The organism is Pseudobacillus sp. 179-B 2D1 NHS, from assembly GCF_045370945.1.
Classification (GTDB): Bacteria; Bacillota; Bacilli; order Bacillales; family Domibacillaceae; genus Pseudobacillus.
Window position 1 is genome coordinate 188,314 of the sequence record NZ_JBIQDP010000006.1, and the last position, 21,625, is coordinate 209,938.

Annotated in this window: 26 protein-coding genes; 8 read left to right on the plus strand and 18 right to left on the minus strand. The window is 40.8% G+C overall.

Annotated elements, in window-relative coordinates; all coding sequences use genetic code 11:
- Window positions 1–64: 64 nt before the first annotated feature.
- On the plus strand, window positions 65–310 hold the full coding sequence (locus ACH0BF_RS08615) for a hypothetical protein (protein WP_406909272.1): 246 nt from the start codon (window positions 65–67) through the stop codon (window positions 308–310).
- 97 nt (window positions 311–407) lie between these two features.
- The gene (locus ACH0BF_RS08620; RefSeq protein WP_406909273.1) at window positions 408–1,619 is read left to right on the plus strand and encodes a nucleotidyltransferase; all 1,212 of its coding nucleotides are present in this window, start codon (window positions 408–410) and stop codon (window positions 1,617–1,619) included.
- Window positions 1,620–1,666: 47 nt separating this feature from the next.
- Here the strand turns inward: ACH0BF_RS08620 and ACH0BF_RS08625 are convergent, their stop codons facing one another.
- Together ACH0BF_RS08625 and ACH0BF_RS08630 are read right to left on the minus strand one after the other, a co-directional pair.
- Window positions 1,667–2,719 carry a SepM family pheromone-processing serine protease gene (locus ACH0BF_RS08625; RefSeq protein WP_340854796.1) on the minus strand — a complete coding sequence of 351 codons (1,053 nt, stop codon included), beginning with the start codon at window positions 2,717–2,719 and terminating at the stop codon, window positions 1,667–1,669.
- Complete coding sequence (locus tag ACH0BF_RS08630) at window positions 2,709–3,503, minus strand: patatin-like phospholipase family protein (RefSeq protein ID WP_340854797.1); 795 nt, start codon at window positions 3,501–3,503, stop codon at window positions 2,709–2,711. Before ACH0BF_RS08630 ends, ACH0BF_RS08625 begins: the two co-directional genes overlap by 11 nt.
- A 200-nt stretch (window positions 3,504–3,703) precedes the next feature.
- Here ACH0BF_RS08630 and ylbJ point away from each other — a divergent pair, with 200 nt between their 5' ends.
- On the plus strand, window positions 3,704–4,909 hold the full coding sequence (gene ylbJ, locus ACH0BF_RS08635; RefSeq protein WP_120037068.1) for a sporulation integral membrane protein YlbJ: 1,206 nt from the start codon (window positions 3,704–3,706) through the stop codon (window positions 4,907–4,909).
- 68 nt (window positions 4,910–4,977) lie between these two features.
- On the opposite strand, the gene coaD is transcribed toward ylbJ, so the two are convergent.
- The 3 genes from coaD to ACH0BF_RS08650 form a co-directional block, all read right to left on the minus strand.
- The gene (gene coaD, locus ACH0BF_RS08640) at window positions 4,978–5,463 is read right to left on the minus strand and encodes a pantetheine-phosphate adenylyltransferase (protein WP_340854800.1); all 486 of its coding nucleotides are present in this window, start codon (window positions 5,461–5,463) and stop codon (window positions 4,978–4,980) included.
- Between the two features lie 13 nt (window positions 5,464–5,476).
- On the minus strand, window positions 5,477–6,034 hold the full coding sequence (gene rsmD / locus ACH0BF_RS08645) for a 16S rRNA (guanine(966)-N(2))-methyltransferase RsmD (protein ID WP_406909275.1): 558 nt from the start codon (window positions 6,032–6,034) through the stop codon (window positions 5,477–5,479).
- Window positions 6,035–6,319: 285 nt separating this feature from the next.
- Window positions 6,320–7,726, minus strand: a complete 1,407-nt coding sequence (locus ACH0BF_RS08650) for a stalk domain-containing protein (protein ID WP_406909276.1) — start codon at window positions 7,724–7,726, stop codon at window positions 6,320–6,322.
- A 203-nt stretch (window positions 7,727–7,929) separates the two neighbouring features.
- Between ACH0BF_RS08650 and ACH0BF_RS08655 the strand changes: the two genes are divergently transcribed.
- Both ACH0BF_RS08655 and ACH0BF_RS08660 read left to right on the plus strand, forming a co-directional pair.
- A complete protein-coding gene (locus ACH0BF_RS08655; RefSeq protein WP_120037060.1) occupies window positions 7,930–8,505 on the plus strand; it encodes a hypothetical protein in 576 nt (191 codons plus the stop codon).
- Window positions 8,506–8,738: 233 nt separating this feature from the next.
- Complete coding sequence (locus tag ACH0BF_RS08660) at window positions 8,739–9,131, plus strand: DUF7147 family protein (RefSeq protein WP_406909277.1); 393 nt, start codon at window positions 8,739–8,741, stop codon at window positions 9,129–9,131.
- Window positions 9,132–9,161: 30 nt separating this feature from the next.
- Here ACH0BF_RS08660 and ACH0BF_RS08665 read toward each other — a convergent pair whose 3' ends face one another.
- From ACH0BF_RS08665 to ylbD, 5 genes are all read right to left on the minus strand, one after another.
- Entirely contained in the window at window positions 9,162–9,437 is a 276-nt protein-coding gene (locus tag ACH0BF_RS08665; protein WP_340854808.1) for a YlbG family protein, read from the minus strand.
- A 122-nt stretch (window positions 9,438–9,559) separates the two neighbouring features.
- Window positions 9,560–10,009: a YlbF/YmcA family competence regulator gene (locus ACH0BF_RS08670; protein ID WP_406909278.1), complete on the minus strand. Its 450-nt coding sequence runs from the start codon at window positions 10,007–10,009 to the stop codon at window positions 9,560–9,562.
- A gap of 52 nt (window positions 10,010–10,061) precedes the next feature.
- Window positions 10,062–10,457 carry a hypothetical protein gene (locus ACH0BF_RS08675; protein ID WP_340854811.1) on the minus strand — a complete coding sequence of 132 codons (396 nt, stop codon included), beginning with the start codon at window positions 10,455–10,457 and terminating at the stop codon, window positions 10,062–10,064.
- A gap of 44 nt (window positions 10,458–10,501) precedes the next feature.
- On the minus strand, window positions 10,502–10,840 hold the full coding sequence (locus tag ACH0BF_RS08680) for a YlbE-like family protein (protein ID WP_340854813.1): 339 nt from the start codon (window positions 10,838–10,840) through the stop codon (window positions 10,502–10,504).
- 35 nt (window positions 10,841–10,875) lie between these two features.
- Complete coding sequence (ylbD, locus tag ACH0BF_RS08685; protein WP_340854814.1) at window positions 10,876–11,205, minus strand: spore coat protein YlbD; 330 nt, start codon at window positions 11,203–11,205, stop codon at window positions 10,876–10,878.
- Window positions 11,206–11,418: 213 nt separating this feature from the next.
- Here ylbD and ACH0BF_RS08690 point away from each other — a divergent pair, with 213 nt between their 5' ends.
- Complete coding sequence (locus ACH0BF_RS08690) at window positions 11,419–11,901, plus strand: PaaI family thioesterase (protein ID WP_340854816.1); 483 nt, start codon at window positions 11,419–11,421, stop codon at window positions 11,899–11,901.
- A 40-nt stretch (window positions 11,902–11,941) separates the two neighbouring features.
- On the opposite strand, the gene ACH0BF_RS08695 is transcribed toward ACH0BF_RS08690, so the two are convergent.
- Window positions 11,942–12,973 (minus strand): CAP domain-containing protein, encoded by a 1,032-nt coding sequence (locus ACH0BF_RS08695; protein WP_259455731.1) that lies wholly within the window; start codon window positions 12,971–12,973, stop codon window positions 11,942–11,944.
- Between the two features lie 307 nt (window positions 12,974–13,280).
- Between ACH0BF_RS08695 and ACH0BF_RS08700 the strand changes: the two genes are divergently transcribed.
- A complete protein-coding gene (locus tag ACH0BF_RS08700) occupies window positions 13,281–13,640 on the plus strand; it encodes a YugN family protein (protein ID WP_120037044.1) in 360 nt (119 codons plus the stop codon).
- Window positions 13,641–13,685: 45 nt separating this feature from the next.
- Here ACH0BF_RS08700 and ACH0BF_RS08705 read toward each other — a convergent pair whose 3' ends face one another.
- The 7 genes from ACH0BF_RS08705 to cyoE form a co-directional block, all read right to left on the minus strand.
- Complete coding sequence (locus ACH0BF_RS08705; protein ID WP_182917118.1) at window positions 13,686–14,147, minus strand: DUF420 domain-containing protein; 462 nt, start codon at window positions 14,145–14,147, stop codon at window positions 13,686–13,688.
- 81 nt (window positions 14,148–14,228) lie between these two features.
- The gene (gene ctaG / locus ACH0BF_RS08710; RefSeq protein ID WP_120037040.1) at window positions 14,229–15,140 is read right to left on the minus strand and encodes a cytochrome c oxidase assembly factor CtaG; all 912 of its coding nucleotides are present in this window, start codon (window positions 15,138–15,140) and stop codon (window positions 14,229–14,231) included.
- A 192-nt stretch (window positions 15,141–15,332) separates the two neighbouring features.
- Window positions 15,333–15,665, minus strand: coding sequence for a cytochrome c oxidase subunit IVB (ctaF, locus tag ACH0BF_RS08715; RefSeq protein ID WP_120037038.1), 333 nt, complete (start codon window positions 15,663–15,665; stop codon window positions 15,333–15,335).
- Window positions 15,666–15,668: 3 nt separating this feature from the next.
- Window positions 15,669–16,298, minus strand: a complete 630-nt coding sequence (locus ACH0BF_RS08720; protein ID WP_120037036.1) for a cytochrome (ubi)quinol oxidase subunit III — start codon at window positions 16,296–16,298, stop codon at window positions 15,669–15,671.
- On the minus strand, window positions 16,298–18,172 hold the full coding sequence (ctaD, locus tag ACH0BF_RS08725; protein WP_120037034.1) for a cytochrome c oxidase subunit I: 1,875 nt from the start codon (window positions 18,170–18,172) through the stop codon (window positions 16,298–16,300). The genes ACH0BF_RS08720 and ctaD overlap by 1 nt, the downstream gene beginning before the upstream one ends.
- 28 nt (window positions 18,173–18,200) lie before the next feature.
- Window positions 18,201–19,286, minus strand: a complete 1,086-nt coding sequence (gene coxB, locus ACH0BF_RS08730; protein ID WP_120037032.1) for a cytochrome c oxidase subunit II — start codon at window positions 19,284–19,286, stop codon at window positions 18,201–18,203.
- An 87-nt stretch (window positions 19,287–19,373) separates the two neighbouring features.
- Window positions 19,374–20,261 (minus strand): heme o synthase, encoded by an 888-nt coding sequence (cyoE, locus tag ACH0BF_RS08735; RefSeq protein WP_120038167.1) that lies wholly within the window; start codon window positions 20,259–20,261, stop codon window positions 19,374–19,376.
- Between the two features lie 421 nt (window positions 20,262–20,682).
- Here cyoE and ACH0BF_RS08740 point away from each other — a divergent pair, with 421 nt between their 5' ends.
- Entirely contained in the window at window positions 20,683–21,609 is a 927-nt protein-coding gene (locus tag ACH0BF_RS08740; protein ID WP_406909279.1) for a COX15/CtaA family protein, read from the plus strand.
- Window positions 21,610–21,625: the final 16 nt, after the last annotated feature.

Genomic DNA, 21,625 nt, shown 5'->3' on the forward strand with positions numbered 1-21,625 from the left:
ACATTAAAGAAAAGCGAAAGGTGCTCGTTCTGTGCGATAGCAGATTGGAGCTCTCGATGAGGAGTTGCCTTTTCAAACTCTGACAGAGCGAGCGAAATCTCCGTACGCACAAGCACCTGCAGCTGGACACGAAAAGCGGAAGCGGCTGTTTAGACTCAGCAGACATAAGTCGGACCGCCAAAGTGATGCTTTTTGCCACACCGGCGTGACGGCTTATGACCGAGAGTCTAGCCGCTACAGCTGGACACGAGAAAAGCGAAAGGTGCTCGCTCTGTGCAACAGCAGATTGGAAAAACACCTCTTCCCTTAATAGCTAAGAAAGAAAACTTAGTAACAATACATATTGACATTCGCCTTGTACTAACTAACAATAATACTAACACTAACCATAACAAAGGAACATTCTAATGAAAACAGTTGGCATTGTCGTTGAATATAACCCTTTTCATAACGGACATTTATATCATGCTCAAAAAGCGCGTGAATCAGCCCAGGCAGATGTAGTGATTGCAGTCATGAGCGGGCATTTCCTGCAACGAGGTGAACCAGCTCTCGTCAATAAATGGACCAGGACACGAATGGCTCTGCAAAACGGTGTAGATATCGTGGTCGAATTACCCTATGTTTTTTCGGTTCAAAAAGCGGAATATTTCGCTAAAGGAGCCATTTCGATTCTCCATGAACTGTTTTGTGATTCATTTTGCTTTGGCAGTGAAAATGGGCAGCTTGCTCCTTTTGTAGAGACAATCCATCGAATGGAAGAGTCTGCTGAGCAGCTTAATCCGCTCGTTCGTAAATACATGAATGAGGGTTTTAGCTTCCCCAAGGCGCAGACCTTGGCAAGAGAGTCCTTCTTTGGCCAGCAGCTGCCGCTCGACTTATCGAAGCCTAACAACATTCTGGGGTTTCATTATGTGCGGGCAAACAAAATCCTTTCGCAGCCAATGGAGCCGCTTACCATTAAACGCCAGCAAGCCGATTTTCACGAGGCTACATTGGGGAACCAGTCCATTGCGAGCGCCACTGGCATTCGCAAGGCTATTGCTGAACAGCAAGGCCAGCTTCAGACGATTAAACCGTATGTTCCCGCCACTACATTTGATGAATTACATCGCTATTTAAACACCTATAGCCATTTTCATGAGTGGAACATGTACTGGCCGCTCCTTCAGTATCGTCTGTTATCCAGCTCCACAGAAGAACTGGCACAAATGTATGATGTCTCAGAAGGAATTGAATATCGTTTAAAAGAGACAGCTCGCCAAGCGACTAATTTTACTGAATTTATGCAGGCGGTTAAAACAAAACGGTATACCTGGACACGAATACAGCGTGCCCTTGTCCACATTTTATTGCATGTCTCAAAAGAAGAAATGGCAACAGCTATGGAGGCAGTACGATATGTTCGTCTCCTCGGAATGAACAAACAGGGACGCACCTATCTGAGCAAAATAAAAAAGAGTATGTCTCTTCCGCTAATTACTAAGCCAGCTGCCTTCAAAGAAATGCTTGCTCTTGACTTAAAAGCAACCGAAATTTATGCATTAGGCTTGTCCGCCTGCTCTTCTCATTCCCTTCTTCACAGCGAATTTAACGAACATCCAGTAATTTTGCCTTAAGCTTATAAAAAGTTCCTTAAAGACCTTTCTTTAAGGAACTTTTCATTTTATGTTTCTGTAAGCAAATAATGTAACGCCTCATCAAATGTATGCACGGGTACGATCTTCATTTTTGTTCCAATATCTTTAGCGGTGCGCAATGCCTCTTTATAGTTAGATACAATGCCAGGCACTTGCTTTTTTAATTCAGGTGAAATTTCATCGTCTGGTGCCAGGAAGATTTCTGCGCCTGCTCGATCGGCCGCAACCACTTTTTGAGCAATCCCTCCGATTCTTCCCACTGTTCCATCGGGTGCAATCGTTCCAGTACCGGCAATTTTTCTGCCTTTAGCTATGTCTTCTTTTACGAGCTGATTGTATATTTCAAGACTGAACATTAAACCAGCAGACGGGCCACCTATAGACTCGGCTTTTAATTTTACTTTTGGAGTGCTGATTAATTTTTTTTGATCTGTCAGTCCAATGCCAATCCCTGTTTTCTTATTATTTCCTTCAAACTTTTTGAGTGCAATATCTTTCTCCAACTTTTCCTTATTTCGAATAAATGTAATCGTTACTTTCTCGCCAGGCCGCTTCGTCTGGATATAGTCGGTGAACATCTGAGAAGATTTAAACGCCTTGCCATCTATAGCAATGATACGGTCGCCCGCCTGCAGTACCCCTTCTGCTGGCATCCCCGGAAACACGTTTAACACATACACTCCTTGATAGAGAAAATGATAGGGCTTCTTCGCTGCGTCAAACGCCACAGTAATCGCATTTTGCTGTGAATTGGTCATTAAATATTGCTGGCGGACGTTGTATTCATCATTCGTTTCATGTGGACTGCGCACCTCTTCAACAGGCACGATCTCCTCATAATCACGAAGTGAAGCAATCGCGTAGGAAAGGTAGTTTGCCTCTCCCATTTTAATCGTCGTGAGCATCAAGGTGCCAGGATCTTTTTCCCCTCCAGCTACCTCGACGATTGGTTTTAATTCATGGGCCTCCCCTGGTTTCATCACATAATAAGGTAAATTGATAAAAGACGCTCCAATTAACAAAAGTACCAAAACATAAACAAGCGGCAGCCATTTATTTCTCGTGCGTTTATTTCTCATGCGGCTTCTCCTTCCAGTGTTCCATCTCTGCTATAATTTCCGGTATTCGCCGTTGGGTTTCTTCTTCGCCTGCAGTGATGATCTCATCAATATGAGTAAAAGCTTTCGAGCTATACATATCCACAGGCGGGCGAATCATTACGTGAGAAGCAGTCTGGCGATTGGCTACAATCTCCATTTGCAAAATATCAATGCTTTGCATAATGACATCGAAAATTGTTTGAATTTCAGCGCTCTTTTTTACAGATGATACATCAACCCCAACAATAATATCGGCTCCCATTTCTTTAACAACAGACACGGGTACCCGATCAATAACACCGCCATCCACAAGCAGACGGCCGTTTACTTTTTCCGGGACAAAAATACCGGGAATGGCAATGCTGGCTCGAACAGCATCCGCAACCGGTCCTTTTTTAAAGACGACTTTTTCGGCATTTTTAATGTCAGTTGCTACAATGGCTACCGGAATTTTTAAATCTTCAATATTTTTTCCATGAGTAAACAATCGGATAAAATTTTTTATCTTTTTCCCAGCGATAAAACCCATTTTAGGAATCATAAAATCCAGAAAATATTTTCTGCGAAATGCTGTAGAAAGCTTATGAAGCTGCTCCATATCGTGGCCAGTCCCATATAAAGCGGCCACAAAAGAACCCATGCTGCTACCAGCAATCATATCAATGGGAATGTCGGCTTTCTTAAGTGCCTTTAATACGCCAATGTGAGCAAAGCCTCTCGCCCCTCCTGCTCCCAGAGCCACACCTATTTTCGGACGAGTCAATGTATTCCCTCCCGTGTGCAGATTTCTCTTTTAAGCTATGGTCTATTTCTCGATTGTATGAGTATATTGATTAAAAACAGGACAAGTTTCTTTATTATTTCCAGACTCCTATCCATCTGCTCACTAATGCTATTTTACCTGAAACATCAAACGAATCCTAGAATAGAGCCTGGCTTTTGAAGAACAGGAGGTATGAATAGTTGACGTCTACCCAGGTAAAAACCATTCTTTTAGCTATGGGCGTTACGGCTTTTGCTGGTTCATTAATTATCTTTCCCGAAATTTCATTTGAAGCATCCATTCGAGGATTAAATATGTGGTGGGAAATCGTCTTTCCTTCGCTACTTCCCTTTTTCATCGTTTCTGAAATGATGATTGGCCTCGGGGTCGTCAATCTTATCGGTGTTTTGCTGGAGCCGCTTATGCGCCCACTTTTCAGGGTGCCTGGAGCGGGCGGATTTGTATGGGCGATGGCGATGGCTTCAGGCTTTCCATCCGGTGCAAAGTTGGCGGCACGCCTTCGACAAAACGGCGAACTGTCCCAGCTTGAAGCAGAACGTCTCGTTTGTTTCACCAACTCATCCAATCCTCTTTTCATTTTCGGAGCCGTTTCAGTCGGCTTCTTCTATAATTCTCATTTAGGGCTTCTGCTGGCCGCTGCTCATTATGGGGGAAACTTTTTTGTAGGGCTAACCATGAGATTTTACGGAGCAAAAAACGAGAAAAAAACAGATTCCTCTTCTTCCTTTTCAGTCTCTTCGGCTTTTGCTGCCATGCACAAAGCCCGAAGCCAAGATCAACGACCCATTGGAAAGCTGATGGGGGATGCCGTTCTCTCTTCCATTCATACGTTGCTTATGATCGGCGGATTTATTATTCTTTTTTCCGTACTCAATAAGATTCTTTTTCATATGAATATTACTTCTTTTCTTGCAACAGGAGCAGCTCAACTTCTGTCCTTTCTTCACTTGCCGTCTGAGTTGAGTGTGCCTTTTATCGCCGGCTTATTCGAAATCACCCTCGGCAGCCAAATGATCAGTCAAGTCCAACCTGCTAATCTGATGGAGCAGGTAATTGTTGTCAGCTTCGTTCTCGCCTTCAGTGGCCTTAGTGTCCATGCCCAGGTAGCCAGTATTCTGGCAGATACAGATATACGCTTTCGGCAATTTTTATTTGCTCGCTTTCTTCATGGCATATATGCAGCCATTTTTGCCTTCCTCTTATGGAAGCCGGTGTATGAGCAATCTTTCAATCCCGAAGTTACTCAGCCTGCTATACCTGTTTTTCTTTATGAAAAAACAATCTGGGAGAAACTGTTGCTTTATTTACAGCAAATTGGGCCGATTTTCACTATTGGGATGCTGATCGCTTATCTATTCTTTTATTATGCCACTGCTAAGAAATAATTAGAAAAACACCCTCTGTTAAGTGAGGGTGTTTTTCCGTCTGAATATATTCAACCGTCTTATAACGTTTATTTACTTTTTCTCTTACCTTTTAAAGCTGCTTCCACAGCTGGCGGCACCAAATCGGAAATATCGGCATTGTATTTCGCCACTTCCTTTACGATGCTGGAGCTAAGAAAGGAATATTGACTGTTAGTCATCATGAAAAATGTTTCCAGGCTTTCATCGAGTACCCTGTTCATAGAAGTGATTTGCATTTCATATTCAAAATCTGAAACTGCTCGCAGCCCACGCAGGATTGCCTTTGCTTCTCTTTCTTTTGCATAATCTACCAGCAATCCGTTATAGCTATCTACTTCTACGTTTGGCAGATGTTTGGTCACTTCACTAATTAATTCTTTTCGTTCCTCAACAGAGAATAACGGTTTTTTAGATGAATTGCTTAATACAACTACATATACTTTATCAAAGATCTTAGCGCCTCTTTGAATAATATCTAAATGTCCATTCGTGATCGGATCAAAGCTGCCCGGACAAACGGCAATGCTTGCCATTGATACTCCCCCTTTATTCTTTCCCCCATTTAAAAATTGACACGCGGATAATGCCATATGTTTCCATTCTCACCTGTCGCAGTCTGCCGATCTCCTCTGACAAGGTATGGTCAGAACCATGCTCACATACGATAAAACCATTTTGCTCCAGCAGTTCTTGCTCATCAATCCGCTTTAACAAACGTTCTAATTGCTGCTTTGCATAGGGAGGGTCTAAAAAAATACCATCAAAAACAAGACCCCGTTTGGCAACTGCCTTCAGTGCCCGTTCTGCATCATTTCTGTACACTTCGCTCTGATCGGAAAAACGGCAAACAGCTAAATTGGCCTTTACAGTTTGAATCGCTTTCATATCTCTATCAACAAAGATCATTTTCGAAAAGCCCCTGCTCAATGCTTCTATTCCAAGACCGCCGCTACCGGCATAGAGATCAAGGCCGATGCCACTTGAAAAATAAGGGCCGATCATATTAAAGATCGATTCTTTTACTTTATCAGTTGTCGGCCGAGTGCTGTTCCCTGGAACAGCTTTTAACGGCATGCCTTTTTGCGTCCCTGATATGACTCTCATATATATATTCACCATTCACAAAGATTTTCTTTCTCATGTTACCATAACTCATTAGGTGAATCCAGCAGGTTTCTTTGATAATTATCCTGCATATTTTCTAATAAATAACGTTTAAAACCTTCCCAAATGGTTCATACTACTAATAACAACATCACTCGGGATGTTGTCGATCACGGAGAAGACTTATATTCCCCATGAGTTCTTTCTCCAGTTTCTCCTCTCCCTTTGCCTTCTGTCTACTATAGACATAGAAGGGCCCTGCTGAACAGTTCAGCAGGGCATTTTTTATAGATCAAGATCCTGAATATAGATGCTCTGTTTATTTTGTACTTCTACTAAAAATATTTTTTGCAGCCACTTTTGATTAATGTAAAGCCGACCTTCATATGTTTGCAAGGCATTTTCATATAACCCATACTTCTCTTCGTTTAAGATAAAGCGGTGTTGGCTAGGATAAAAACGGTATGTGTTATACTTTCGTTTAACGAGCAACGATTTTTCACCTGTTAAATTTTTCACCTCGTATCCAAGCGACTGAAGTGTTTCAATGAGTGGGAAAAACAATTGACCGTTCTGAACAATTGCTTGCATCTCAGTTTCAGACCCATTTACTTCGATTGAGCGGGAATCATAAAAAAATAATGATTGAAGAGGCTTGTTTTCATTTTTATTTTTCACGAAAAAAGCTGTATTAGCTCCTTTCACCTCTGAAAGAATGTTATCCAGCTGCTCAGCTGTAATTGGCTCTTTCGTTAAACCGAAAAGTTGCTTTTTCCACTGGGCCTCCTCCTCCTCTGTCAATTGCTCATTTAACTGATTATACATTCTTCTTATTTTTTCAGAGCCAGTCGGTCGGCCAATCTTATAAGAAGCAATTAAAAATGCAAGCCACTCCTCGCTTTCTTTAAAATGATAGTTCTGCCCCACTTCGCTCGTGATAAAACTTTCTGCCAGCCGAGAAAGCTGTTGATTGTCCTTTACTATGATCAAGCGGTCGGACAGATAAGAAGGATGTTGACCTGTAAAAATAATGGTGGCCCCATCAACCAATGATTTTCCTATAAGATCAAGCTGATGATGATCAAGCCCGCTTTCAGACTCTCCATAAACAACGAGCTTCTCATTTTTCCATTGTTTTAATGGTTTTAGTTGCCAATACAACGCTCCGGGCTGGCCTTTTCCTTGAAATAGATAATAATCAATCAAGTCTAGCTTCTTCATCTTCGAAGATCCCAAGCCTGAAAACCACATACCTTCTCTCATTTGTTCCTCTGTAAAGTGGATGATTGTATTCTCTGCGTTTGCTTCCTTTAATTTAATCGACCAGTCGGATAATAGAAGGGTCGTTCCAAAGGAAGGGAGCTTCACTGAGTAAGTAATCGAGAACGTTTCTCCTGCTGGAATGATATTGGCACTTTGTCCCCTAAAAGAACATTTTCCTTCCTTCTTGTTATAGGACGCCTTTAAAGCATTAGGCGGCATGATGATAGACAAAGGTTCCTCCGCTTTTAAACGTGTAAATGTATGTTTAACAAACAATCCTGCCTCTTTATGCTCTACATGAATTTCCTGATCTACTCTTGCTTCTTGAGAGGCCATAGACGTTTTTTCATAGCCTATCCATTGAATAAGCAGTACGGTTCCAGAAATAACTATCAAAAAAAAGATAAACAACACGGATTTTTTTAGCATATAATTCTCGCCTTCTCTAGTTAATTCAACCCAATTATAAAATAGCAAATTAGTCCTGTAAACAGCCGAAAATCTACAGTTTTATGTACGCAGCACATATTGTAGTCGTTTACTTGCCATTGCATGCAGAAGAAAGAAGGGTTTCTTTATTAGGTTAAAGAAATACATGTAAGACTACTGTATAAATAATGAGGTGACCTAACTTGAAATTTGCCTATACAAACATTAAAAGTGGCAGTGCCACATGTGTACTGGAAATTAATGATCAAAGGCTTGAGTTTTACCCTACTTTTCATTCAGACGCTCTTGGTGATCTGGTTACATATTTAGCCTCTGTTCATCCTTTGTGTAAACTAAGTTGGAAAGAAGGGGCTTTTCATAAAAGGAATGGCGGTATTGAGTGGCAGACCGGCCCTTTTTTATTGCGTTGGGAATTCAAGCGCGATTTTGAAGACTTAGAAATTATAATTACAGAAATTCAAAATCCACTTGTAGATAGAATAAAGAATACAGATTTGCCTAGAGAAGTGTTAAAGGCAAAGTGTAACTTTGATGAGTTTGTTTTTTGTATAGTAAAAGAGTTAGATCGGATAATAAAACAACGGGGTATTTTAGGGTATCGCCAAGAATGGCAAAACGATACATTTCCGCTTGATGGATTTCTGGCTTTGAAACACGCCTGTCTTTACAACAAACCTTTCGAGATTTCTCAAAAAAGAAATGGCACATCATTGGAAGAAGAACTTAACCTATTAATGAAAAATATAAATGAACAATGAATGAAGGAAGCAGCATGCTTTCCGCTTTTCATCAACCTGATTAACTTACCTACAAAATTATCCTTTTCACTTGAGAAACTACTTTCGTTTGGAGTAATCTTTTTTCAAATCGGAATGTTAGATAGCCCAGCATATAAGTTAGTGCGCTCTTTTTGCAACTTGAGCTTCTCTCCCTGTAAAGGTACAATAAGAAGGCTTTCATCAGTCCCTATTACAGAAATGGAGGTTTTAGCTTGGTTCAGCGATTTATCGAACTTGGAGAAGGATATTCAGATGTATATGAGCTTCTTGAAATTGTCCGTAATAATCACCATCGCCTTACACATATGATTGCTTTCCACTCATCAGAGGAATGTCGCCAGATGACTTCTCTGGCAGTGGTTCTTTCACCAACAGACCCGGGGGATTTCCAGCCTATTTACATATGCCGTGAAGGGATTCCTTACCCGCACAGCACGCCAAACAAGCGCTTTGATCTATTTAAGGAGACGGCTGAATCGTTAAATCGGCCCCTTATAGAAATGGATGTAAAACCTTCCTCTGCTTTTGCAGAGACGGAGCTTTACTTCCAGCACCTGATCGGTATTCTGCGGCTCAACCATCTTCTTGCACCGCTAGGCCGATAAAAACAAAAAGCAGGGGAGTCCCCTGCTTTTTTATACGCCGATTTTGTAATCATATTCTTTTGCTTTATCGGGTTTTGAGTTTTCATACTCTGTTTTCAAAAACGGCTTAAAAGATGGCTCCACTTTCTTAACAAACGATAATGAATTCAATCTTTCCGTCATTTCTTCAATTTCATCCTGATTACAATAAACTACCGCGTATTTCATGCGCTTCGATACGTAATGAACATTCCCATATTTTCGCAACGATTTGACTGGCTTTGTATTGTGAAGCCAGACAATGACAGCTTGTCGATCAATAAACATAATATCTCCCTCTGAATCAATGTGATAAAAACGCAAAAGGTTGCTTGGTCGGCACTCGATTGCGAATAGATCATTCCCCTTGCCTAAGAGCAAGTCCGCTTATAGAGATAAACAGCCGGCTATTAAGCGGAGCAGCCGCAGCTTGAGCCAGAACCACAGCCGCCACCACAACTAGAGCCCGATGAGAAAAATGGATTGCCTGTTGGAACTTTAATTCCTTCTGATACAGCCCGGCCAATTACGACGCTAATTTCATCAAGCAAGACTTGTAATTCATTTTCAGCCACCCGGAAAGCAGCGACATTTTCATCTAAATCCATTTCTCTCTTTGCTTCCCTCACTTCTTTCATGACCCTGCTATAATCCGGATGATAACGTCCAAATCGTTGTACTTCTTCATATTGATCTTTCAGCCGGCTAAACCGATTGATTTTTTCTTTTGTGACAGGGTTTGTATATAAAAGAAAGTAGCATGACTGATAATGTTGAGCTACCTCCGATTTAAGAATCATATGTGCAAGCTCCTCAGCTTGTTCTACAGTTTTAATCTTTTCAATTGTAGCTGTAAGCATTTAGCCCACCTCCATTCCCTATTTTAACATATTATCTGTTAAATAAAACTATTTACGGAATGGATACAGCAAACGATTTTTCATAACCGAGCGGACGATTCGCTTCATCGGTTAATTTAATCTCTATTTGATGGCTGCCTGAATGCAACCCTTTTACAATAAAAGCAGCAGTATGATAGGTTTGATAATGTTGGCCATTCACGTAAACAGACACCTGCCCCTTCTGTTGTGAATTTGTCCCATTATTTGAGAAAGAAACACCAGGCACAATTAATTCGACAAATACGTTATTCCCTCTTAATAAATGCCTCACAGTCCAAGTTTTCTCAGTTGTCTGGGCCTCTGCTTCTCCTATTGAAGCAGAGGGAGAAATTGCCTCTGGTTCAGGAATATTTGTTCTGCATCCTGACAAGGTAATCATTGTAAAAATGACGATTAACCACTTCATTGCCCACACTCCTTTTCAGGTAGTGTGTGCATATTCGGCGATTTTTATTGCTCGTTTCCGCTCATTTCTCCCGTCTGTTCCGCCGCTCCTTCTGGCTGCTCCGCTGTCTCGGACGCTTCTTCAGGTTGGGGGGCTGCTTGAGGTGCAGGTTGAAAGAATTGCGATTGCATCATATACATTAAAGCCGAAGCCATCTGTATTCCATCGTTTAAACGGCCTAACCGATCAGGGAAAGTCTTTTTGTAAAATTGTAGACTGGCCCTTTCAAATTCCTCTATTTGATAAGGATTGCGACTTAACAGCCGGTACCAGGACGGTTCTTTTCGTAAATAATTGCGCCATTCTTTATTTGTTCTTATTTTTTCCATAATCTCCTGTCTCATCCTATCCCTCCTGTAAACGTATGAGCTCATTTTATTTATTTTTTCTCTTTTTGCTGTTCTGCTAAATCAGCTAAATAAATTTGTGCCATCTCTAACATTCCTTGTACGTCGGATAAAATATTGCTCCATTTCATCCCTTCAAATAAAGACAGCACTTTTGCTAATTTAACTGTCCAGTCCGCTGACTGAAAATTTGTTTCCGATTTATTGCGACTGTCCTCTTCTTCCTTGAAGGTGACAGTTCCTGATAAATGCCACTCCTCAAAAAGCTCCTGTAATGTAACACTCCGCTTCCGCACCATCCGCCTTAAATCCGGCCTCTCCTCCATAAACTCTTTGAACTCCTTTACTCGTGGATGTAACAACTATTTCCCCTCCGTATCCCCGCCCAACTGATTTGCTACTAATACATTATGGAACAACCGCCAAAAAGTGAAGAAATGTTTATATTTGCAAAAAGTGATATGATAATAAAAACAGAGTTGGATGCCTTGGATGGCAGGCAGAAGACATACCGGCTGAAGGGGCGTTCTTTAGCCTTTCTGATAGATAAACCGGGGAGAAAGGGAGAAATTTAAATGAAAGAAAAAATTTACTCGTTGATTGAACAAAGTCTGGAGAAAGCAACCAAAAAAGATCTAGAGGTATTGGAGCAACTGCTGAAAGGCTATTTGGAGAAAAGAGAAGGAAACGGTACTTACATAGGAAGACTGTTTCAATTAGAGAGAGAAATCGAGGAGAATGAATGTGTCGTCCGGATGCCAATTACTGACTTGTCGAATAACTCTCTCAATATTGTCCATGGAGGGGTGACGGCTACGGTATTGGATTCAGCTATGGGTTCAGCTGCCTACACCGCCACTCCTGAAGGCTATGCAACCGTTACGTCTAACTTAAATATTCATTACATTGCTCCCGGAACAGGCGATGAACTTACTGTAAAAGCTCGCGTGCTGCACAAAGGCTCAAAAACAATCGTTGTAGAGGGAGAAGCTTTGAGAGCAGATGGAAAAAAAGTAGCCCATGCAACGGGTACCTTTTTCCTCTTAAAGAAAAAATAATTAAAAAAGCAGCTGTTTGCTAGAACAGCTGCTTTTTTAATTATTTGGCAATAAAATTTTGAGTATAATATTTCTGGTAAACACCTACGCCTAGAGATGTAAATTCTTTTTGTAGTAAAGCTTCTCGATGCCCTTTGGAATTTAGCCATCCTTCTACAGCAGACGGTCCATCTGTATAATTCGCTGCTATATTTTCGCCAGCGAGCTCATAGTCAATCTTAGCTTCTTTCAGCCGATCCCCCAGATCTCCTGAGGAAGGAGATTCATGAGCAAAATATTGTTTATCATACATTTCTTTACTATGCTGTTTTGCTACTTTAGCTGTTTCTTCATCCCATGACAATCCATTTAAGTTATGCTTCTCTCTAATAATATTGGTAAGATCAAATATTTGCTTTTCACTCCCGTTTTCAATCTGCTGCCATGCAGAGTCAGAGAGCTCCGGATCGGCTGGCAATTCTCCTCTATACACCATCTCATAGGGCCTTTGTTTAATTAAGTAATCCCTCGTTAAGTAACGCACGCTAGACAACGTACCAGAGAATTTATCCATATACAACTGGGCATATATATCTCCAACCTTAACCATTGGTCTCATATTATAATCTTCTTCTGACAACTCAAAACGATAAGTACCAGAATTATTCTCAACCACTATATCCATGCGAAGGTCATACATTTGAAAAAGATCTTTGGCAGGCTGATCCATTTTAAATGGAGAAACGTCCGTGTCGCCAGCGGCATAGGCTGTGACTACTTGATTATTCTCCACACCAAATTGTACATATTGATGATTGCTATTATAAATCCACCATTCATACCCGTAGGCGGAAGGATCTTTGCGAATAGGTTCTCCCATGGCTTTTCTTAATAACGCCGACTCTTTCCCAATATAAAATCCAGCGCCGGATGCTGGCTTTTCCACCGCTCGGACTGGCTTATTTCTATCTTCCAATTCCTTTTGCATATTCATGTCATGTTTTGCAGGATTGGTTGTAGCGGAATTGTGCAGGACTTCATTTTCTTCTCTCGCCTGGTTAAAATAAATTCCGCCTATTAAAATGATAGACATTACCACCAGAATTCTGATGACTGATCGCAGAAGACTCCCCCCTTTTTTGTTCCTGTGCAGGCATTATTGCCATATATTACTCACATTATAACACTATGCTCATCTTGTATCACTCACTGCAAATAATTTAAAAAATATTCTGCTATTTTCTATGAAATTGCTCCATTATTTGGTGGAAAAGATTTGTCTGTTTCTCCTCATTTCATTGCAAGAAACACTTTTTTCGACTATTATTATTATTGGAGCGGTAGATTAAAAGCGCGGAAATAGATTAGAGGTACGCTAAGATATTCAGGAGGGATTTTTCATGAAATTTGAAAATACGGGTTTAGAGAATTTACGGATTGATTTTGATCGATTGAACTATATCTGTCGGTCACACAAACTAGTTCTTGCAGGACAATGGGATTACGAACGGGTTACGTTCGACCGCAGGTTTGATCTTAAAGAAGGTACATACTATCTACGTGTTTTTGGATATGCTGTTGAAGGTGATGTTGGTTCCTCGGATGCAACTATCCAATTAATGTCTCCTGTACTTGGTAAATATTATTATCCACACGGTGTAGAATACGGAGAAGATGAAAACTTCCCAGCATCTCTAGTGGAAACATGTGAAAAAATTCTAAGTGATCTTAAAAACGAAGTGGAACAGTTCACTTTTTAATAATCTAAAAAGCGCATGAATCATTTCATGCGCTTTTTCTTTCCTTTAAAACCCAAGAATAGCTTTAATAACTGAAGTTGTTTCTCCACCTTTATAAAATACATACAGCAGCAAATAAACGGCTACGCCAGTTATAGCTGTAAAAAACCAAATAATGCTCGTAATTGGTCCAAGTTTTCTATGTTTTTCTAGATTATTTTTCAGCCCTAAAATAATAGTGATAATTCCTAAGACAGCTCCCACAGTGGCTAATGTGATATGAAAAATTAAAAAGATGGTGTAGTAAATCTTAATATCTTCCGGACCGCCAAAAGCTGTGTTGCCGATAAAAACCGTTCGGCTAGCATAAATAACAAAAAAAACAATAGCAAAAACAGCGGCCAAAAGCATTGTTTTTTTGTGCTGCTCGATTTTTCTTTGTTTTATTTGCGCCCATCCAATGGCAACGGTAATTGCGCTTAACACGATAAAGGTTGTGCTAATTGTGGGCAAAATAGGTAGTGACATCTTTATTCCTCTCTCCCATTTGTAATCTTTCAGATAACTATGCAGGAAAAGGAAAGGAAGGTTTCCCTTTCCTTTCCACCATTATTTTGTGTAATCTGCCTGATGATTCATCAAAGCAGAAGCACTCATTTCCTCAGTTTCTTCTTTCTCCTTGCGAACCCACTCAAAAAATACGAAGGCAAGCATACAGCCGTACACAATCTCTTGAATGATTTTCATGATGACTCCACCAAGCTGTTGGTCTTCCATCACAGGCATACTCGAGAAAAGCTCAGGGCCACTTAGGCTCAATCCTTGCAGAGTAGAAGTTGGGACACAAAGCTCCATTGCTTGAAGCCAAGCACCTGCATCGCTGTAAGTAGCGTATACTGGAGCAGAAGCAAATATAATCAGCCCGCATGCAGGTGTCAATAGAATCCCATCAGCGAAAATATAGCCCACTTTCTTAAGACCGCTCAATTTTCTACCTTCTGGCATGTCATTTACTAATGGCCACCACATAAAGAGAGCAAAAACAAACAATCCAATCGTGTACAAACTATGGAGAAGCATGCTCATCTTAATATAATCAAAAACGATTGGCAAATGATAAATTGAAAATAGACCGTTAAACAAAATTAAAGCGATCAGCGGCTTTGTGAAAAAGTTAAAGACGGGCTTGACCATACGATGATCAATTATTTTTTTCCATACCCACCAAGGAACACCTCTTAAAAATAGAGGAACAACCACCAAATAAAGAACGGCCATCTGAATCATATGATACGTAAACATAATATGACCTAACAGATCAATTGGCGAACCCTTCACTGCATACAACACTACCATGGCTGTCACAAATAAAGCGGCCTGATGTTTCATCAACGGCTCCTTGCCTTCGAACTTACTTCTCCATTTCATTGTTCCTAAGAAGTAAAGGACGGTTAGCAATATTAACAGCACGAGAAAATAAGGACTCCATAGCGCTTGAGATCCAAAGATACTAATCGGCATTCCCTTTCACCTCGATATCATATTCAATGCCCTGCTTACATTATAACGTTCCCTATTTTCCCTAGCAATGTTCCGAATTGACAAGTTCATGACAACGCGATAAAGCTGATCGATCACAAAAAAAGCCGGCTCTAAAAAGAGCCGGCTTTTGTGTAACGATAAGAATTTGCAAACCTTAACGCTTGCGAACAATTACCACCAAATGATTGTCATAAAAGCTAATATGGTCAAGAAGGCAACTGTAACACCTGACCACATAAACAGGGATGGTGCTTCATGGCCCTTCTCACTCATATGCATGAAATAATAAAGCTGGAAGCCCACTTGTACTACTGCCAAGAGTAGAATAAATGGAATGACAAACCATTTAGAGAAATCTGCTCCTACTGCTACAAAAGAAACAACAGTGAAAAAGATCATTAAGGTAAATGTTGCTACCTGAATTCTCATACCTTCTGCATTCTTTTTGCGGCGGTAATCATAACTGAGTCTTGGGTTGTTTGAATTCGATTGATTATTTACCATCAATTATCCCACCATTCCCATTAAGTATACTACCGTAAAGATAAATACCCATACAACGTCGATAAAGTGCCAATAAAGGCTTGCCAAGTAAAATTTAGGCGCATTGTAAAGATTCAATCCACGGCCTGCATTCCGAACCATTAACAAAGTGATCCACACTAATCCAAAGATAACGTGGGCACCATGGAAACCAGTTAACGTGTAAAAAGCGGAGCCAAATGCACTGCTAGTAAACGTATGGTTGTATTCAGTATAGTAATGATGGAACTCGTAAAGTTCACAGCCTAGGAAACCAAGGCCAAGAATAACCGTAATTAACAGCCAAAGCTGCATTTTCTTAAAGCTGTAGTTTTTCATATGGTACATGGCATATACGCTTGTTAATGAGCTTGTTAACAAGAGCATTGTCATGACGAATACCAATGGCAGTTCAAATAAATCTTTTGCCAGCATATGATCTGGGCTCGGTACCTTATCTTTCAATGCAATGTAGGTAGCGAAGAGAGAGGCAAACAATACCGTCTCTCCGCCTAGGAATAACCAGAAACCTAAAAATTTGTTTTTGCCTTCAAGGGTTGCTTTTTCAGGTGATTCAGGCCATGTTTGGGGTGTGTATTTTTCTTCAGCTTGCATTACGCCTTAACCCCCTTATCATCATTTTCCTCAATTAAATCTTCTTTATGAATATGGAAGCCATGATCGTCTTTAATTGAACGATAGATCATCGCACCAAAAGTGATCACTAATCCACCAATTAATACTGGAATTGCCCATGCTTTATCATCTACATGGTACATAGCTCCAAAAGCAGCAATGAATAAGCCAAGAGAGATCACAAACGGTGTAAATGAACCGTTTGGCATATGGATATCACCAATTGGCTCAGCCGGTGTTAACGTTTGTTTGCCTTCCATCTTCTCTAGCCAATAAGCATCCAGACCACGTACGAGTGGCAATTGCTTAAAGTTATAGAATGGAGGCGGTGAAGGGATTGCCCATTCTAACGTACGGCCATCTCCCCATGGATCATTGCCCACTCTTTCATTTTTGACAGAAGTGATTACTACATTCACTAACAATGAAATAACAGAGATTGCCATGAAAGCCGCTCCAATGGAACTGACTAGGTTTCCAGTATCAAGTCCTTGACCCGGAAGGAACGTCCACACGCGACGAGGCATCCCCATTAGACCAAGGAAGTGCTGGATAAAGAATGTTAAGTGGAAACCAATAAAGAAAAAGACAAACGTAAATTTCCCGATTTTTTCACTTAGCATGGTTCCAAACATTTTTGGCCAATAGAAATGTACTCCAGCTAACAGAGCAAATACTACCCCACCAACGATAACGTAGTGGAAATGCGCAACGATAAAGTAAGTATCATGATACTGATAATCTGCTGGCGCTACGGCCTGCATAATTCCTGTTACCCCACCAGCTACGAAAGACGGAATGAAGGCAACAGCGTAAAGCATCGGTACAGTAAATTTAATGCTTCCTCCCCAAATGGTGAGAAGCCAGTTAAAGATCTTAATACCTGTAGGTACCGCAATAGCCATTGTCGCAACTGCGAAAATAGCGTTTGCTACCGGGCCAAGTCCCACTGTAAACATATGGTGGGCCCATACCATGAATCCTAGGAATCCGATTAATACGGTTGCGAATACCATGGATGAATATCCAAACAGGCGTTTTCTTGAGAACGTTGAAAAAATTTCCGAGAAAATACCGAAAGCCGGTAAAATCAAAATGTATACTTCCGGATGTCCGAAGATCCAGAAGAAATGCTCCCAGATAATTGTATTACCCCCTGCTGCTACGTTAAAGAAGTTAGCGCCGAACATACGGTCGAACGTTAACATAAAGATTGAAGCAGTCAGTGGAGGAAACGCGAATAAAATTAATGCAGAAGCAACAAATGTTGTCCATGTAAACAATGGCATTCTCATATAAGTCATGCCAGGAGCGCGCATGTTAATGATCGTAACGAGGAAGTTAATCCCCCCCATTAACGTACCAAACCCTGAGATCTGTAACCCCAAAGCATAAAAATCAATTCCATGGCCTTCTGAAGCAAGTGATAAAGAGGCGTATGAAGTCCAGCCTGCATCAGGAGCTCCGCCTAGAAACCATGATAAGTTTAAGAATAATCCTCCGAAGAAAAATAGCCAAAAACCAAGTGCATTAATAAACGGGAATGCTACGTCACGCGCTCCAATTTGCAGCGGCATAACAGCATTCATAAAGCCGAGCAGCAAAGGCATCGCTGCTAAGAAAATCATTGTTGTGCCGTGCATAGTAAGCAATTCATTGTACAAGCCTGCGCTGACAAAGTCATTATTTGGTACAGCCAGCTGAGCCCGTATCATCATTGCCTCTATACCGCCCATTAGGAAAAAGATTCCACCCGCGATTAAATAAAGAATCGCAATTTTCTTATGATCGACTGTTGTTAAATAGTCCCATACCGTACTTGCGAAACCTCGTTTTTGTGCAATGGTACTCAACGGTTTTACCTCCTTCTTTTTCTAATCCTTATTGTTCTTCTACTTTTAAGCTCATCAAGTATGCTGCTAATTGATCAAGTTCTTGCTCATTCAATTGTTTATAAGTACCTGACATCTTATTGCCCGGCTTATACTTTTCAGGATTACGAATCCAGTTTTTCAACTCTTCTTCGTTATGATCCAATATTCCGGCAACACGTGAACGCTCACCGAATGTAGCTAAGTTCGGTGCAAGTCTAGCTTGCTCTGGACGTGCGTCGTCAGGGCTTGTTGCGTGACAGCTTAAGCAATTTTGTTCAAAGAGTTTTTGACCTTGCGCTGCAGCTGTATCAGTTGGCGTAGCTGCCTTAGCAGATTGCATAGCGCTCAACCAATTTTTGAAATCATCTTGTGATTTTGTTTCCACTTTGAAGTCCATCAAAGCATGGGACGGTCCGCAAAGCTCCGCACATTTTCCATAGAACAAGTTATTGGCTTCTTGCGCTTTATCGCCATCAAATTCCAGCCAAAATTTGTTCACGTTATCTGTGTTCGTATCCATTTTTCCTCCCGCAGCAGGAATCCAGAATGAATGCTTTACATCAGATGAAATCAAATTAAAATATACCTTTTGATCTGTTGGAACGACCAGTTCCTGAGACGTGATCACTTTATAGTCAGGATATTCAAACTCCCACCAGTAAAGATTTGCACGTACGTTAACAACAAGTGCATCACGCACTCCGTCTTTATTTGGCTTCTTATCCATTTCCTTTACATTAGCCTGTTCAAATGTAGCTGCAACAGTCGGCACAGCAAGGATCAGCAAAAGGATAATAGGAATAACTGTCCAAATGATTTCAAGCAAATGACTTCCTTCCACTTGCTTAGGAATTTTGTTTTCGTCACCTTTTTTCCGGCGGAAGCGAGTAATGGCAAGAACGAAAATGACAGTAACTACAACAATAACCCCTATCATGATGATTGTGCTTAAAATCATCAGATCATATTGCTGTTTAGCCACTTCTCCGGCAGGTTTGAGCGTGGAAAGGAATGGTTCACCACAGCCTGACAACACGAGTGCCAACACGGCAAAGACTGATAAAAGACGCCATTTAGTTAGCCTATCTTTCATAGCTTAATTAAACCCCTCTTTCTTATGAATTTCTGCAGCGATATGAGCTATATATGGATTTCTTTAACAAGAAAGAATTCCTGTGAATTAAATAACAGTAAAAATAACCATCGCTACAAACAGGACAGTTAAGTACTGCAACGAATAAATAAACATCAGCTTTGCCCATTTGAGATCATCCTTCATTCTATACCCAGATACCCCAAGAGCAAGCCACCCTATATTCAAAACTGTTGCTAAAACAACAAAGGCAGTGCCCAATGATGTCATAAAGAATGGAAGCGGCAAGAGAGCCAGCACCCAAATCATTGTATGACGTTTTGTAACAGCAAACCCCTTCACTACCGGTAGCATAGGAATGCCAGCAGCCCGATATTCTTCACATCGTCTCATAGCCAACGCATAAAAATGCGGCGGCTGCCAAATGAACATAATTAAAAATAACATCCAGGCAACAATATCCAGATTAGGGTCAATAGCTGCCCAGCCAATTAGCGGCGGCACAGCTCCAGAAATACTGCCCACTACTGTGTTGCTAACATGGCGACGCTTAGACCACATGGAATAAACGACAACATAACTAAATACGCCGATTAAGCCAATAAGGCCGGCTGTAAATGTTGTGAGGAACAAAAAAGCTGTCCCAATAATAATGAAAGCGACACCAATTAACATTACTTTTGGATAGCTTATTTTCCCTGTAACTGTAGGACGCCCTTTCGTTCTCTCCATAAGCGGGTCAATATCCCGGTCAATAAAGTTATTTAAACTGGCTGAACCTGCAATAATCAGGGATGATCCGATAAGCGTGTAAAAAACTGTATCCAGCTGAGTTAGAAAGTGCAGGCCGTTAAAAACGATTGCCAGCCACAGCCCTGTGAAAATAGTAATCAAGTTAGAATTAACGATACCGATTTTAATTAAAGCAAGGAAATCCTTCAGGGCTGTCGTTTCTGGAAGTTCAGTATTCCCCATCGTAGTTGTGGCACGTGACACCTTTTTCCCCCCTCTCTAAAAACAAGCGGTTTGTCTTTTGAATAGCTGGTGAGGCCTTAGCTTTTTTACCAAAGGGCACCAAAAACCACTGTTCATTCCATATTAAATCATATCAGCTTGTTTTTTTGTGAACACATAATGAACTAATTATGTCGAATTTGTGTCCGCTGAAAAAGCGCTATTCCTATCGATTTAGTTTTATAGGATAATAATAACAAAAGCTGCAAAAGCTTATTTGTTCGCGTTTTCAAAGAAATCAGTCTACTCGTATCTTCTACGTATAAGCATAACATTTACAAATAATTTTACAAGTTGTCTTTTTATCTCATCTTCTGTATTATCGAGAAGATGAACTCTTTTATAATCTCCTTTTTGCACTATATATAAGTAGGTGAAAAACATGCAACGCTCTTTGAAATGGCTAGCGGTTTTGACAACGTTCGTCATGCTTCTTGTCTTACTGGGCGGTGCCTTAGTGACAAAAACCGACTCTGGACTTGGATGCGGGAATGAATGGCCGCTGTGCCACGGACAACTGATTCCTGAGGATATTACGATAGAAACAATTATCGAATTATCCCATCGGGTTGTCTCTGGTGTTGCCGGCTTGCTCGTAGCCGCATTGTCTATTCTCTCCTGGCGGCTAATAGGCCACAAGAGGGAAACCAAGTTCTTAGCTGTCATGTCTCTGTTCTTTTTAATTGCGCAAGCCTTGATCGGAGCAGCGGCAGTAAAATGGGGGCAAAGCGACTTTGTTCTCGCTCTTCACTTTGGCATTTCGCTCATTTCTTTTTCTGCTGTTCTGTTGTTAACTCTTTTGATCTTTGAAGTTGATCAAAAGTTCGATGCTTCTTCGTTAATTATTGACAAACGAATGAAATGGCATACTATTTGTGTAACACTTTATAGTTACTTAGTTGTCTACACCGGAGCTCTTGTACGGCATACCAACGCCAGTTTAACTTGTTCCGATTGGCCCTTTTGCCTGAATAGCAATCCTTTTATGCCACTGAATACTTATCAATGGATTCAAATGGGGCATCGTCTTGCTGCCGGTCTCATCTTTTTGTGGATCGTCTACATCACGGTTATTGCTGTGAAATGTTATAAGCAGCAGCGAGTGATTTACTGGGGATGGATCATTGCTTGTTTCCTTGTCTCTTTGCAGGTCTTATCAGGTGCCACGATCATCTTTACCAAGCTTAATCTCTACATAGCATTAGCGCATGCTCTATTTATCTCTTGTTTGTTTGGCCTGCTATGTTATTTTATTCTTCTCATTTCCAGAAGCAAAATGAATGCCGACAATATTTCGAAAGTTTCATAAAAAAAGAAGCAGGTCT